This is a genomic window from Bradyrhizobium sp. CCBAU 53340, from assembly GCF_015291645.1.
Classification (GTDB): domain Bacteria; phylum Pseudomonadota; class Alphaproteobacteria; order Rhizobiales; family Xanthobacteraceae; genus Bradyrhizobium.
Window position 1 is genome coordinate 5,847,036 of the sequence record NZ_CP030055.1, and the last position, 14,535, is coordinate 5,861,570.

A 14,535-nucleotide genomic window follows, 5' to 3' on the forward strand; every position below is an offset into this window, starting at 1 on the left:
CACCATGCCATGGGCGGCGGGGCGAGACAAACCCGGGAGAGGTCTTAAGTTAGGTCAGCGGATGATGGCAAGCCGCGAACTGCCCGATTGCGACCTCGCGCAACTCCGGTATCTCCGCGCTGCATCGCTGATCGGCGCGCGGGCAGCGGGTGCGGAAGCGGCAGCCGGACGGCGGCGCAATCGGCGATGGCGGCTCGCCGGCTGCGACACTCTCGGCGGGACGCACGTCGGGATCGGGCACCGGAATCGCCTGTAGCAGGAGCGAAGTGTAGGGATGCGCGGGTCGAGCGAACAATTGCTCGGACGGACCGACCTCGCAGAGCCGGCCTAGATACATCACTGCGACGCGATCACTGACGGCTTTCACCACCGCAAGGTCATGCGCGATGAACAGCAGCGTCAGCCCGAAGCGCGCCTTCATCGCCTCCAGCAGGTTGAGGATCTGCGCTCGGATGGAAACGTCGAGCGCCGAGACCGGCTCATCGCAGACGACGAATTCCGGATTGAGCACCAGCGCCCGCGCGATGCAGATGCGCTGGCATTGGCCGCCGGAGAATTCGTGCGGCAGGCGGCCCGCGACGAGATCGGGATCGAGCCCGACCGCCGACAGCACCTCGTGAACCCTGCGCTTGCGTTCGGCGGCATCCTTGACGCCGGCGATGATGAGCGGCTCGGCCACGATATCGCCGATGCGCCGGCGCGGATTGAGCGAGGCGATCGGGTCCTGGAAAATGAGCTGCACGCGGCGGCGCATCTTGCGCAGCGCTTCACCCTCCATCGCGGTCAGGTCCTCACCGTCGAACAGCACGCGGCCGGATTTGGCGCGGCGCAATTGCAGCACCGCGCGCCCCAGCGTCGACTTGCCGCAGCCCGATTCACCGACCAGCCCCAGCGTCTCGCCGCGCGCGACATCAAGGCTGACGCCAGAGACGGCATGGACGGTCCTGTTGCCGAGACCATATTCGACGACGAGATTGTCGACGTTCAGCAGCGGCTCCCCGCGCATGGCAGGCTGCATCATGCGCCAACCCCTTCCGCCATCTGGATCGGATGGAAGCAGGCATAGAGATGCCCTGATATCTCCGCGCTCTTCAGGTCCGGCTTGGCCTCATGGCAACGCCCCGTAGCATAGCGACAGCGCGGCGCGAAGGAGCAGCCCTTCAGCGGCCGTGTCGGATCGGGCGGACGGCCGGAGATGGCGGGCAGCGGCGTGTGCGGCGCGGTGTCCAGCTTCGGGATCGCCGCCAGCAGCGCCTCGGTGTAGGGCATATGCATGCGCTTGAACAAGGCTGGCGTCGGCGCGCGCTCGACCACCCTGCCCGCATACATCACCGCGACTTCGTCGGCGCGGCCGGCGACCACGCCGAGATCGTGGGTGATGATGACCATTGCCATGTGGCGGCGGCGCTGCTCGCGCGCCAGCAGATCGAGGATCTGGGCCTGGATGGTGACGTCGAGCGCGGTGGTCGGCTCATCCGCGATCAGGAGCTTCGGCTCGCAGGACAGCGCGATCGCAATGGCGATGCGCTGGCGCATGCCGCCGGAACATTGATGCGGATATTGTGCGAGCCGCTGCTCGGGTGCTGGAATGCCGACCGCCGCCAGCAGCTCGATGCTGCGTTTCCGCGCGGCAGCCGCCTCGAGTTCGAGATGCTCCTGGATCGTCTCCATCAACTGGGTGCCGATCGTGAACACTGGATTGAGCGACGTCATGGGATCCTGGAACACGACCGCGAGATCTCGCGCGCGCAGGCGCCGCAGGCTTTCGGGCGCGAGCCGGACCAGATCCTGGCCGTCGAACATCACGCGCCCGGAGAGTTTTGCCTTCTTCGGCAGCAGCTGCAGCACGGCGCGCGACAGCATGGTCTTGCCGCAGCCGGATTCACCGACGATGCCGAGCGTGCGGCCCGCCTCAAGCGAGAGATCGACATGGTCGACCGCCCGCAAGATCCCGCGCGGCGTCGGCAGCTCGACCGCGATGTCCTCGATGGTCAGCAATGGCGTACTCACAGCGCCCCCTGACGCGGATCGGTCAGCGCCCGCATGGTGTCGCCGACGAGATTGAACGCCAGCACAGTCAGGAACAGTCCGGCCGCCGGCAGGAAGGCGAGGCGCGGCGCGACGTCGAGGCTGTCGCGCCCCTCGCCGATCATGCTGCCCCAGCTCGCCATCGGCGGCGGCACGCCGAGCCCGAGGAAGGACAGCGCGCCCTCGACCACGATGGTGACGGCGACACCAAGCAGGAAGAACGCCAGCAGCGGCAGGATCACGTTCGGCAAGAGCTCGCGCAGCAGGATGCGCGCATGGCTGGCCCCGAGCGCCTCGGCTGCGATCACGAATTCACGCCGCGCCAAGGACAGCGTTGCCGCGCGCGCCACCCGCATGAAGGCGGGAATGCCGAGCACGCCGAGAATCACGGTGAGATTGGGAATGGATTGGCCGAGATAGGCGGTTACCGCGAGCGCGAAGATCAGCGGCGGAAAGGCAAGCAGCACGTCCATGCTGCCGACCACCAGCGTCTCGAACCTGCCACGGAAATAGCCGGCGAGCAGGCCCAGGGCGCCGCCGAGCGTCAGGCCGATCATCGGCGCGATCAGCCCGACGGTCAGCGACACGCGCGCGCCAAAAATCAAGCGCGCAAGCTCGTCACGGCCGAGGCCGTCGGTGCCGAGCCAGTGCTCGCTCGAGAACGCAGCGCGGCGCTCCAGCATGTCCATGTCCACAGGGTTTTGCAGTGGCAGCAGCGGTGCAAGGATCGCGACCGCCAGGATCACGGCGAGCCACGTGATCGCGATCCAGAACAGCAGCCCAAGCTTGCGCTTGCGCCTGACCGGCGCCGACACTTCGTCCCGCAACGAGAGCTCAAGCGTGGCCATGGCGGATCCTCGGATCGAGCACGGCGTAGAGCATGTCGACGATGACGTTCACGATGACGAAGCCGCAGGCAACCAGCAGCACCACGCCCTGGAGGATGACGAGGTCGCGGGTGTAGATCGCGCCGACCAGCAGCCGGCCGATACCGGGCAGCGCAAAGATGGACTCGACGATCAGCGTGCCGCCGAGCAGGCGGCCGATATTGATGCCTGTCACCGTCACCAGCGTCAGTGACGAGGGCTTCAGCGCATGCACGAACAGGATGCGCGAAGGCTTCAGGCCTTTGGCCTTGGCCAGCGCAATGTAGTCCTCCTGCAAGGTCGCGATCATGTCCGAGCGCAGCACGCGCATGATGCCCGGCCATTCCGCCAATGCCAGTGTCAACGCCGGCAGCACGAAGAAGCGCAAATTGGCGAGCGGCTCCTCGGTGAACGGCACATAGCCCGTCGCCGGCAGCCAGTGCAGCTCGACCGCGAACAGATAGATCAGGAGGATCGCCATCAGGAAGGACGGCATCGACAGCATCGCAAAGGCGCTGCCGGTCATGAAGCGGTCGAATGCCCCGCCGGCGCGCGCGGCACAGGCGATCGCGAGCGGCACGCCGATCAGGAGCCCGATGAACTCGGCCATCAGCATCAGTTCGAGCGAGACCGGGATGCGTTCGCCGACCGCTTGCAGCACCGTCTGCCCGGTGCGGAACGAGCGGCCGAGATCGCCCTGCAGCACGTGGCCGAGCCAGCTCAGGTAACGCCACCACAGCGGCTGGTCGAGCCCCATGTCGTGGCGCAGCGCTGCGACGTTCTCCGGCGTCGCCTGATCGCCGAGGATGACCATGGCAAGATCGCCCGGCAGCAGCGAGGCGATCAGGAACGTGAGCAGCGAAACGGCAAGCAGAACCGGCAGGATGGCCAGCAACCGCCGCACGAGGAAGTTCAGCATCACCAGGTCATTCCAGCCAGGTGTTCGAGACGTCGATCACACTGTTATAGATTTTCGGAAAACCCTTCAGCTTGGTGCTCGACAGCGCGTAATAGGTGTTCTGGAAGGTCCAGAACCAGATCGCCTCCTTGTTGATCAGGCGGCTGATGGCGCAATAATCCTCGGTGCGCTGGCCGAGATCGGCGGTGACACGGGCGTGATCCAGAAGCCGGTCAAGCTCGGGATTCGAGAAGCCGGCGAGTGCCAGCGGGCTGCCGGTGTGGAAATTCGCGTACATCTGCGGATCGGGGTCGGCGAGATCGACGATGCGCCACGGCGTCAGCTGGAATTGACGCGTGAAGGCACGCGAGGGAATGGTCGCCTGATCGACCTGCTCGATCTCCATGTCGGCGCCGACGCGCTTCCAGAACTGCTGCAGCACCTGGCCGATCATGCGACCGCGGGGCGTCGCGGTCACCAGCATCTTGAACTCCACGGGCTTGCCGTAGTCTTTGAGCAGCGCCTTGGCCTTCTCGACGTCGTAAGGCAGCGCGCCGTCGTCCTTGCACTTGACCCAGGAGCCGTCGCCGTAAGGGTTGCTCGCGGGCCGGCTCAGACCGTTGCTGATCGCCTGCGACATTTTTGGACGGTCGATCGCCATCACCAGCGCCTGACGCACGCGGACGTCGTCGAACGGCGCCACCTTGGTGTTGAAGGCATAGACCTGCGCGCCCGAGCCCTTGTAGGTGTGCACGGCCAGCTTGGGGTCCTTTTGCGCCTTCATGATGTTGTCGGCGTCGTTCTCGTCGTCCCAGATGATGTCAGCCTCGCCCGACTGCAGCGAGGCAAAGCGCGACTGCGCATCGGGCAGCGGCTTCAGGATGATGCGGTCGAGATAGGGACGGCCCTTGTCCCAGTAGTTGGGGTTCTTCTCCAGCACCATGCGGTCGCCGGCGGTCCATGATTTCAGGATGTAGGGGCCGGTGCCGACGGGATTGCGGTTGTAATCGTCCCCCTTAGTCTTCCAGGCCGTCGGCGAGTGTATCGCGTTGTTCTGGCTCTGGATGGTGATCACCGCCGGCAGGTTCACGCTAGGATCGGTCAGCTTGTAGACGACGGTGTATTCGTCCGGCGCCAGCACCTCCTTGACGTTGGTGATGTAGAAGGCGCAGCGGCATTTGTTGGCGGGATCCTTCTGCCGGTCGAAATTCTCCTTGAAGGCCTGCGCATTGAACGGGGTGCCGTCATGGAATTTCACGCCCTCGCGCAGCTTGAAGGTCCAGGTCATGTAATCGTCGGAATGGGTCCAGGACACCGCGAGCTTTGGTGCGGCCTCGCCCTTGTCATCCAGCGTGGTGAGCGTGTCGAAGATCGCGGCAGCCGCCGTGAAGGTCGAGGTGTCGTAGACGCCGACCTTGAGCGGATCGAAGCCGGGAATGTCCAGCTCCTGGCCGACGGTGATGCTGCCGCCGGATTTCTGCGCCTGCACTGGCGTGGCCAGTGGAAGGAGCGCAAATGCCGCAACAAGGAAAATCGGCGCGTGCCTGCGCGCCGCCGCAGCAATGTTGGTCATGGTTCCTCCCGGGATCCTCGTCCGATGTTTCGGATCGTTGAATGACTCGGGAGCGAGATTGGCGACAAATGCCCGTCACGGCAAGAGGAACGCACGAGGGATCAATTGCCGCATGCGGCGGCGCAATGCACTCAGTTCGCCGCTTCTATTTTGCCTGACGGAATTGGCGCGTCATTGCCGAGGCCGATCTCCTCGCGCAGTTCGCGCGTATGCTCTCCGAGCACAGCCATGGTCTTGCCCGGTGTCGTATCGGCACCCGTCATCCGGAACGGCAGGTTGATCACCCTAAACGAGCCGCCCCCGTCCTCCACCGACGAGAGCGCCTGCCGATGCGCGAGCTGCGGATCAGCAAGGGCTTCCCTGATGGTGCGATAGGCCGAGGCGGGCACGCCGGCCGCGCCCAGGGCGACGAGGCATGATTCAGTCGAGAGCTGCCGCGACCAGGCCTCGACGCCGTCCATCATGTCGGCCCAGTTCTCGCGCCGTGCCGCGTAAGAAGAGAAGCGCGGATCGGCAATCCATTCGCGGCGGCCGATCACGCCCATCAAGGCCTGGAACGTCTTCTCGCTCGCGACGGTGATCATGACATAGCCGCTCGCGGTCTCGGTCGGGCCGAACATCGGGCGCGGCGGCGGCTTCACGGCGAATTGCGAGCTCTGCAATTCGATCACCGTCAAGGTCAGCATCGATTCCAGCATGGAGACGTCGATGTGCTGACCAAGCCCGGTCACCGTGCGCTGATACAGCGCCGAGGCGATCGCGCCAAAACCGTAGGTGCCGGTGACGACGTCGGCATGGTAGATGCCGCAATAGTCCGGCCTGTTGCGGCCCGGCTGGTAGGCGAGATGCGCCATGTCGTAGCCGGAAGCCGCGTGGATCACCGGCGCGTAGGCCGGCAGCTCGGCCGAGGGTCCGGTCTGGCCGTAGCCGGAGATCGAGCAGTAGACCAGCCTCTCGTTGACCGGGCGCAGGCTGTCGTAGTCGAGCCGCAGCCGGCGCATCACGCCGGGGCGGAAGTTCTCGACCAGGATGTCGGCGGTGGCGGCCAACCGCCGGACCGCCTCCCGCCCGTCCTCGGACTTGAGGTCGAGCACCACGCTCTTCTTGCCGACATTGAGCTGGCCGAACACGGTGCTGCAGCCCTTGCGCAGCGGCGGCCGCGTCCGCATCGTCTCGCCGCCGTCGGTCTCGATCTTGATGACCTCTGCCCCCATATCGGCTAGCATCCGTGCGCAATGGGGGCCGGCGATGGTGGTCGAAAAATCCAGGACCCTCAGGCCCGCGAAGGCCTTTGTCGTCGTCCCCTCATGCTTATCTGCTAGCTGCATGCGTGCTGCGCCCCTGCCGAGTCCCCGGTCGAATAGGAACCATCGTTCTTTCGTCTTGTTGGTGCGCCGACCCTAGAGGGCGGCGGCTGAGTAGGAAAGTCTTTACCGAACCGGCGCTTCGCGTAGGGGGGCTTGAGATTTCCAGGGGCAACTGGACCCGATCTTGCATAGCAGCAATCGGGATCGGAAGAGGGCATCAGTTCTTGAGGGTCTTGTTCGTCACGACAGAGATGGACGACTTCGTCCGCGTCGGCGGACTCGGTGCCGTTTCCGCTGCCCTCCCCAGAGCGCTCCGCCCCTTCGCCGATATCCGGATCATGCTGCCCGGCTATCGCGACATCATCGAACAACTCACGCATATTCAGATCGTTGGGCGCTGTCCGGCACTTGCGGAAATGCCGTCCTGTTCGCTCGGCCGCGCCGCCACCAAGGACGGAATGCCGGTCTATGTGCTGTTGTGCTCCCAGCTCTACGACCGTCCCGGCAACCCTTACGGCGACGAGTCCGGGCACGACTGGCCTGATAACGACATCCGCTTCGCGCGCTTCGCCTCGGCGGCGGCTGAGCTGGCCATGGGCAAGCTGGACAAGAATTGGGCAGCAGACCTGATCCATGCCAATGACTGGCAGGCCTCGCTCGTGCCGGCCTACCTCGCCTGGCGCGGCGCCAAGCTGCCGTCGATCCTGACCATCCATAACCTCGCCTATCAAGGTCTCTTCCCGAAGGAGTCGCTGCGGCGGATCGGCGTGCCCGAGAGCTCCTTCCATATCGACGGCGTCGAGTTCTACGACCAGCTCTCCTTCCTCAAGGCCGGCCTCGTCTACGCCTCGCATCTCACCACCGTGAGCGGCACCTATGCGCGCGAGATCACCACGGAGGAATTCGGCTGCGGCCTCGAAGGCCTGCTGCGCGTCCGCTCCGAGGCATCCGAGCTCACCGGCATCCTCAACGGCATCGACGAGAGCTGGGACCCGCGCTCTTGCGCCCAGCTTGCGCAGCAGTTCGGCGCCGGCGACTGGATCGGCAAGAAGGCCAATGCGGATTACGTGCGCAAGCAGTTTGGCCTTGCGGTCTCGCGCGGCCCGATGTTCGGCATCGTCGCCCGCCTCGTGCATCAGAAAGGTATCGACCTCGTCTTGGCGGCGGCCGACGAGATCGTCGATGCCGGCGGACAGATCGTGGTGACCGGCTCCGGCGAGCCGGCGCTCGAGCAGGCGCTGGTCGATGCCCATCGCCGCCGTCCCGACGCCATCGGCGTTGCCATCGGCTTCAACGACGCCCAGGCGCGCCGCATTTTTGCCGGCAGCGATTTCACCTTGATGCCCTCGCGGTTCGAGCCGTGCGGCCTCAGCCAGATGTATGCCCAGCGCTTCGGCTCGCTGCCGATCGGCCATCAGACCGGAGGCCTCGCCGAGACCATCACGGACGGCGAGACCGGCTTCCTGTTCTCAAGACCCTCGCACGACTCTTTCCTCGGCGGCGTCCGCCGCGCCTTCTCGGCCTTCATGGCGCAGGACCAGCTCGATACCATGCGCCGCAGCGCGATGGGACGCTCCTTTTCCTGGAGCGTCTCGGCGGGCAGCTACAACAAGCTGTATCGGAAGCTCGCCGCGGTGTGAGGCCGAGGCCGCCACTCCTTCTTCCGTCACCCTGAGGTGGCCGCTTCTTCAGCGGCCCTCGAAGGGCGACGGCCCGGCTGCAGCAGCGGGGCCGTACATCCTTCGAGGCTCCCGGCGCGATGCTTTTGCATCGCGCCACTCGCACCTCAGGATGACGGGTTAAAGGCCAAGGCCCTCACCCCTTCCCGCGCACATCCATCTGCGACCGGCCGATCCAGGCGCGGTTGAGGCAGCGGGTCATCCAGTCCGGCTGCGGCTCGCCGCGGAGCCGGGCCAGCGCCTCCTGATAGGGACCGACATAGCGCAGCCGGTCGGGCAGTTTCGGATAGACGCGTCTGATCCATCGCAGCGCATAGTCCGCGGATCTCTCATCGCGCGCGTCGAGCTCGAAGCCAAAGTCTGCGCGCAGACGTTCCGGCAGCAGGCGCGCGGTGAGCGCGCGGTACCATCGCGGCGGCCGCAGCCACGGACGCGCACCGCCAAAAATCTGCGCGGCGATCATGCGCGCGGCCGGGCTGACGGTCAGCGTGTCCGACTGCACCATCGCTGCGGTGTAGGCGGCAAAGCCCGCCCAGTCGGCCGGCAAATCATTCGCCGTCAGTCCGAACAGCGCGCCAAAATTCCGGCTCTCGGTCCAGTAACGCTCGCGCTCTTCTACCGAGAACGGCGGCAGAACCAGATCGTGCGCCATCAGCGCGGTCTCGACCAGCGTCGCATGAACCCAGCGCAGCGACGGGATGTCGTTAGCGCAATACTGCGAACCTGCCGCGAACGGACCCACGGTCTGCGGCATCTCGCCGACGATCATGCTGTGGCGCCGGTGCAATTGCCGGGACGACGAAAGCGCATGGTCGAGCGAGCCGAACACCATGGCAAAGACGATGTCGAAGGTGCGATGAAAGCGCCCGATCGGATCGGCCAAGGTTTTGGAATGTTCGGCGATGGCGGCCGCGACCCAGGGATGTGCGAGCTGAAGCAGCAGCGCACGGCCGGCGCCGAGAAAGATGACGGCCTCGCGGTCGATCCGCCAGGTCACCGTGTCAGGACCGAACACGCCGGTGACCGATGCCGCGGCGTGAGCGCGGACCTGATCGAGCGACAGTTCCAGGTCGTCGCCGGACACCACTTGCAGGACCCTTTAGACTTCGGACGACGGCCCACGATCGGCAAAGCCTGTGGCAATTCGATGAAGCGAACGGTGGCCCGCCACGCTATTCCGCGGCCATCGGCATCTCGTCCATATGCTCGTGTAGCACCACGCCCGACAGCGGATCGAATTCGCCGGTCCACGGCTTTCGCTCGAGCACCGACCTCGTGTGAGCATAGCCCGCATCCCAGCGCTGCATGATACCGGACGGGCTGAAGTCGATGTCCTTGGTGTGGCTCTCGCGGTCCAGCTGGGGCGCGAGCAGCCGCACCACATGCATCCGGGTCGAACAACCGTAGCTGATCAGTTCCTTCACCATGGGATCACCGCGCTCGCTGTCCGGCAGACGCTCGGCGAGCTGCTTGATGACGTGGCGGAGACGATGGGCCTGCTGCTGGCGAGCGATCTGGCTCGCGATGCGGCTGGAGTACTGCACGTCCTTATGACGGTTCAGCACCTCCGCCATCGTGGTCGGCTCCGGCCCGACGGGATTCCACAGATGCACCGCGAAGATCAGCGAGTCTCTGCGCGGATTGTCGTCGAAGACCGCTTCGGTTGGCGTGTTCGACAGGATACCACCGTCCCAATAGAGCTCACCGTCGATGCGCACCGCCGGAAACGCCGGCGGCAGAGCACCCGAGGCCATGACGTGCTTCACCGTCAACTCGCCGTCGCGGCTGTCGAAATAGCGCATCTGGCTGCTGCGGACATGAGCAGCCCCGACCGTCAGCCGCGGGGCGCAGCGATTGACCAGGCTGAAATCGACGAGCTCGTGCAACGTCTTCTCCAGCGGAGCGGTCGAATAAAAGCCGGCGTGATCGGCTCCCAACGGGTAGGAATCGCCCGCATGCGCCAGCGGATTGGGACGGAAGAACCCGGGGATACCGTTGGTCACTGTCGACCAATAGGCCAGCTTTTCGTTGAAGCCGGGAAACGCGCTGCGCAGATTCCACACCGGATTCTGCTCCATCCGTTTCCAGAATTCCTTCAGGCGCGCCAGGCGCTGGCCGGGCTCATTGCCCGCCATGAGGCTTGCGTTGATCGCACCGATCGAGGTGCCAATGATCCAATCCGGCTCGATCCCGGCCTCGTGCAAGGCCTGGTAGACCCCGGCCTGGTAAGATCCGAGCGCACCGCCGCCCTGAAGCACCAAAACGACCTGGCCCGGCAGATCCGTGCCTTTGCGCTGGGTATTGTCCTGCATGCCATTCATGGTTCGCTCCTGGCGAGCTTGCACTGCTCGAATATTCGCCGCCGGCCGCGAGTTGTTACGCCGGCCCATCTCAATGCGCGGTCCAGCCGCCGTCGACCGGAAGCGCAATGCCGGTGATCGAGGCGGCCGCATCCGTCGCCAGGAACACGGCGAGCGCGCCAAGCTCCTCGACGGTGGCGAAGCGCTTGTTCGGCTGCTGCGCGAGCAGGACCTCGCGGATCACCTGGTCGCGGGAGATGCCGTGCGCCTTGGCCTGGCCGTCGATCTGCGCCTCGACCAGCGGCGTGTAGACGTAACCCGGGCAGATGGCGTTGCAGGTGATACCCTGCTCCGCGGTCTCCAGTGCCGTCACCTTGGTGAGACCGACGATGCCATGCTTGGCGGCGACATAGGCCGACTTGAAGGGCGAGCCGACCAGACCGTGCGCAGACGCGATGTTGATGATCCGGCCGAAGCCATTCTGCCGCATCGCCGGCAGCGCCAGCCGCGTGGTGTGGAAGGCCGAGGACAGGTTGATCGCGAGGACCTGGTCCCACTTCTCGACCGGAAACTGGTCGAGCGGCGCGACATGCTGGATGCCCGCATTGTTGACGACAATGTCGAGCCGTCCGGATTCGGCAATCGTGGCCGCGATCATCTCGGCGATGGACTTCGGCTTCGTCATATCAGCCGGCGAGTAGCTTGCCTTGATACCGAACTGGGCGGCGATCTGTTCGCGCGTCCGGCCAATCTCGCTGGCGACGCCGAGGCCGTTGAGCACGATATCGGCGCCGGCAGCAGCCAGCGCACGCGCGATGCCGAGACCGATGCCACTGGTGGAGCCCGTGACCAGCGCGACCTTTCCGGCCAGCGTGTATCCAGGCTGTGACATCTGCGGCTTTAGCGGCATGTTCATGACGAGACCTCCATTGGATCGCCAACCCTCGGGACCGGGGGCCGGCTTTCACACGACCCTGACGGATCGCCTGTCCAAACGGAAATACCGTCCGGCTTCCGAATCCATACGCACGCGCTATCGCGGACGGGATGTCATTTCCCACGCCGGTCGGGTAGATTTCCGTCGATCCTGCTGGGGAGCCGATCCATGGAAATGCACCAGGTCCGCTATTTCCTCGCGGTAGCGCAGCTGCTCAACTTCACGCGCGCCGCCGAGGAGTGCAACGTGACGCAGCCTTCGCTGACGCGCGCCATCAAGCAGCTCGAGGCCGAGCTTGGCGGCGACCTGTTTCGCCGCGAGCGGCCCGCGGCGCAATTGACCGAGCTCGGCCAGCGCATGCATCCGCTGCTGAAGCAGTGCTACGATGCCGCCACAGGCGCGCGCTCGCTCGCCTCCTCGTTCAAGAGCGGCGAGATCGGCGCACTGCGCATCGCCCTGACGCATTCGGTCGACCTCGCATTGCTGATCCCGCATTTGAACGAGATCAAGCGGCAGTTCAACCGGCTCGAATTTCGCTTCCTGCGCGGAACGAGCCGCGAGGTCAGCGACTTCCTGAAGAAGGGCGAGGCCGAGCTCGGCATCGCCGCCGAAATCGACGAAGCCTGGGAGCGGCTCGACGTCTGGCCGCTCTTCACCGAGTCTTTCGATCTCGTCGTCAGCCGGGAGCACCGCCTTGCCGGCCAGGATACGATCGAGCCGGACGATCTGCGCGCGGAGCAACTGCTCGGCCGCAATTATTGCGAACATTCCCGGCGCATCGCCGCAAGCCTGCGCGAATTCGGTATCGAGGGCGATCACGGCCACGAGATTTCGAGCGAGCGCGACCTGATCGAACTGGTGGAGGCCGACATCGGCATTGCCATGATGCCGCACACCTCACCGGTGCCTGATAGCCTGAAGCGCGCCGCGGTCCCTGGCCTCGATGCGCGCCGCACTGTCAGTCTGTACGGTGTGGCGGGCCGCCAGAGGACAGCCGTGGCCAACACCGTAATGCGGCTGCTGCGCGGCGCCGACTGGCGGGAGATTGCGGGGTAGCTGCGTTAGTGTTCCCGGCTCGCGCCTTCCAGCGCCGCGAGCAGGTCGTCGATCTCCATGCGCTTGCGGAAATCGGGATCGACGAAGCGCGCCTTCACGACCCCGTCGCGGCCGACGACGAACACGGCCGGGATCGGCAACATCCAGCCCTCATTGCCGTGGAATTTCGTCATGTCCTGGTACGACAGCAGGCTCTGAATCTCGGCGCCGAGCCAGATCGCGAGATTGAGCGACAGGGCATAGCCGTTGTCGAGATCGGTCAGGATGGGAAACGGCGCGCCGGATTCGGTCTTGAGCTGGCGGGTAAATTCCTGCGTCTCCGGCATGATCGCCACGATCCGCGCGCCTATGGCCTCGATACGATCCAAGGCCTGAACGACGGCGCGAACGTTCAGCCGGCAATACGGACACCAATGGCCGCGGAAAAACATGATCACGACCGGACCGTCCTCCAGCAGCGCCGGCAAGGTGACGAGATGCCCGCTTTCGTCAGGCAGCATGAACGGCGGCATCACGTCGCCCGGATGCGGCGCGGTCTCGCCGCCGCCATTCCCGTTCAATCGCGTCACCAGGCGATCGACCGCCTCGCCATAGGCCGGGAAGACCGCCCGGCTCGCATCGGCATAGGCCCGGAGCTGTTCGTTCAACGTGCCCTCCATATCGCGGCAACGTTGGAAGGCGAGCCTGAGCCGTTCGGCGTCGGCTGGCGAGAGAGAGGTCATCATCTGCTCCGGCGGTCCTGAGGCGAATATTAGATTCCCGGTTCGGCCGCCCGCAAGAGGCGGCCGCGGTGCCGGGACCGGTTCAGTTCACGTAGAAATTGCCGGTCGGATCCAGCCGGCCGGGCGTGTAGTACAGCGAGCCGTTGTCCATGAAGAAGACGGTGTTGTCGGGCACCTTCTTGGCGCTCTTCATCATCGCCTCATGGTTCTTCTCGGCCGGGGCCATGGCCATCGCCGACATCTTGCCGGGCCCGCCATAAACATAGGCCATGCCCGCCTTGAAGTCCCAGGCGGCCTCCGAGAAGGCGGACGTGGCGATCACCGCGAAGGCGGCAGTGGCGATCATGGTCTTGGACAATTTCGTCATGGAATGCTCCTCCGGATTGACGTGGACGCCCGCCAACCGGGCGTGCGGCCATCGGACGCCGGATGCTGCAGAAGCGGAAATGCCGATCCGCAATCGGTTCGATAGCCACCGTACATCGACATAGCGCAGGGCTATCGCATCGAGAGCAAGCCGGCATTTCCCGATCGCCACGCACTCGACCAAGTTCCTGGCATAGCCGACGACCAGCGAGGTTGCGGCCAACACAGGAGACTCCCATGTTCAAACACCTCACGTCATCGCGCGCAGCCTGGCTCGGCCTTGCCGTCCTTGGCGCGCTGTCCCTGGCCGCGCAGCCGGCTTTGGCTGGCGAATGCCCGGCCGACAAGGTCAAGCCGAACGCCCAGCAGATGGTCGACTACAAGCCGGTCGGCGTGACCGACGTCACCCTCGGCGCCATCGACCTCGGCAAGCAGCCGGCGCATCTCGAAGGCCGCGAGCTGCGTTTCCGCAAGCTGACGATCGAACCCGGCGGCATCGTGCCGTGGCACAGCCACGACGATCGCCCTGCCCTGATCTTCGTGCAGCAGGGCGAGATCGTCGAATACGCCTCCAATTGCGCCGATCCGATCGTGCACAAGGCCGGCGACCTTCGCCCCGAGGTCTACGGCACCTCGCATTGGTGGAAGAATCTCGGCAAGGAAACGGTGATCCTCTACGTCGGTGACGTCCGCAAGGATCCGCACGACCACAACATGTAACGAGCCCGCAGCCCCATCGTGCTCGTTGCCGGATGTGGCGTCCGGAGTCCCCCATGCTGCCCGGCATTGCCGGATGCCACATC

The 14,535-nt window shown here is 65.3% G+C and carries 14 protein-coding genes; 3 read left to right on the forward strand and 11 right to left on the reverse strand.

Annotated features, from left to right (window positions below; translation table 11 throughout):
* Window positions 1–49 precede the first annotated feature (49 nt).
* The 6 genes from XH89_RS27595 to XH89_RS27620 all read right to left on the reverse strand — a co-directional run bounded on the left by XH89_RS27595 (window position 50) and on the right by XH89_RS27620 (window position 6,693).
* The gene (locus XH89_RS27595) at window positions 50–1,021 is read right to left on the reverse strand and encodes an ABC transporter ATP-binding protein (protein WP_194463512.1); all 972 of its coding nucleotides are present in this window, start codon (window positions 1,019–1,021) and stop codon (window positions 50–52) included.
* Window positions 1,018–2,010 carry an ABC transporter ATP-binding protein gene (locus XH89_RS27600; protein WP_194463513.1) on the reverse strand — a complete coding sequence of 331 codons (993 nt, stop codon included), beginning with the start codon at window positions 2,008–2,010 and terminating at the stop codon, window positions 1,018–1,020. The genes XH89_RS27595 and XH89_RS27600 overlap by 4 nt, the downstream gene beginning before the upstream one ends.
* On the reverse strand, window positions 2,007–2,876 hold the full coding sequence (locus tag XH89_RS27605) for an ABC transporter permease (protein WP_194463514.1): 870 nt from the start codon (window positions 2,874–2,876) through the stop codon (window positions 2,007–2,009). Before XH89_RS27605 ends, XH89_RS27600 begins: the two co-directional genes overlap by 4 nt.
* Window positions 2,863–3,813: an ABC transporter permease gene (locus tag XH89_RS27610; RefSeq protein WP_194463515.1), complete on the reverse strand. Its 951-nt coding sequence runs from the start codon at window positions 3,811–3,813 to the stop codon at window positions 2,863–2,865. The genes XH89_RS27605 and XH89_RS27610 overlap by 14 nt, the downstream gene beginning before the upstream one ends.
* A gap of 7 nt (window positions 3,814–3,820) precedes the next feature.
* Window positions 3,821–5,365: an ABC transporter substrate-binding protein gene (locus tag XH89_RS27615; protein ID WP_194463516.1), complete on the reverse strand. Its 1,545-nt coding sequence runs from the start codon at window positions 5,363–5,365 to the stop codon at window positions 3,821–3,823.
* Between the two features lie 131 nt (window positions 5,366–5,496).
* The gene (locus XH89_RS27620) at window positions 5,497–6,693 is read right to left on the reverse strand and encodes a CaiB/BaiF CoA-transferase family protein (protein ID WP_194463517.1); all 1,197 of its coding nucleotides are present in this window, start codon (window positions 6,691–6,693) and stop codon (window positions 5,497–5,499) included.
* Window positions 6,694–6,896: 203 nt separating this feature from the next.
* Between XH89_RS27620 and glgA the strand changes: the two genes are divergently transcribed.
* Complete coding sequence (gene glgA / locus XH89_RS27625) at window positions 6,897–8,312, forward strand: glycogen synthase GlgA (RefSeq protein ID WP_194463518.1); 1,416 nt, start codon at window positions 6,897–6,899, stop codon at window positions 8,310–8,312.
* 175 nt (window positions 8,313–8,487) lie between these two features.
* Here glgA and XH89_RS27630 read toward each other — a convergent pair whose 3' ends face one another.
* The 3 genes from XH89_RS27630 to XH89_RS27640 all read right to left on the reverse strand — a co-directional run bounded on the left by XH89_RS27630 (window position 8,488) and on the right by XH89_RS27640 (window position 11,567).
* Window positions 8,488–9,438, reverse strand: a complete 951-nt coding sequence (locus XH89_RS27630) for an oxygenase MpaB family protein (protein ID WP_194463519.1) — start codon at window positions 9,436–9,438, stop codon at window positions 8,488–8,490.
* 85 nt (window positions 9,439–9,523) lie between these two features.
* Complete coding sequence (locus XH89_RS27635) at window positions 9,524–10,672, reverse strand: patatin-like phospholipase family protein (RefSeq protein WP_194463520.1); 1,149 nt, start codon at window positions 10,670–10,672, stop codon at window positions 9,524–9,526.
* A 70-nt stretch (window positions 10,673–10,742) separates the two neighbouring features.
* The gene (locus XH89_RS27640; RefSeq protein WP_301267560.1) at window positions 10,743–11,567 is read right to left on the reverse strand and encodes a 3-hydroxybutyrate dehydrogenase; all 825 of its coding nucleotides are present in this window, start codon (window positions 11,565–11,567) and stop codon (window positions 10,743–10,745) included.
* Window positions 11,568–11,756: 189 nt separating this feature from the next.
* Between XH89_RS27640 and XH89_RS27645 the strand changes: the two genes are divergently transcribed.
* Window positions 11,757–12,644 (forward strand): LysR family transcriptional regulator, encoded by an 888-nt coding sequence (locus tag XH89_RS27645; protein ID WP_194463521.1) that lies wholly within the window; start codon window positions 11,757–11,759, stop codon window positions 12,642–12,644.
* A 5-nt stretch (window positions 12,645–12,649) separates the two neighbouring features.
* Here the strand turns inward: XH89_RS27645 and XH89_RS27650 are convergent, their stop codons facing one another.
* On the reverse strand, window positions 12,650–13,366 hold the full coding sequence (locus XH89_RS27650) for a peroxiredoxin-like family protein (RefSeq protein ID WP_194463522.1): 717 nt from the start codon (window positions 13,364–13,366) through the stop codon (window positions 12,650–12,652).
* 82 nt (window positions 13,367–13,448) lie between these two features.
* Window positions 13,449–13,733, reverse strand: coding sequence for a hypothetical protein (locus tag XH89_RS27655; RefSeq protein WP_194463523.1), 285 nt, complete (start codon window positions 13,731–13,733; stop codon window positions 13,449–13,451).
* A gap of 236 nt (window positions 13,734–13,969) precedes the next feature.
* Here XH89_RS27655 and XH89_RS27660 point away from each other — a divergent pair, with 236 nt between their 5' ends.
* Complete coding sequence (locus XH89_RS27660) at window positions 13,970–14,452, forward strand: cupin domain-containing protein (RefSeq protein ID WP_194463524.1); 483 nt, start codon at window positions 13,970–13,972, stop codon at window positions 14,450–14,452.
* Window positions 14,453–14,535: the final 83 nt, after the last annotated feature.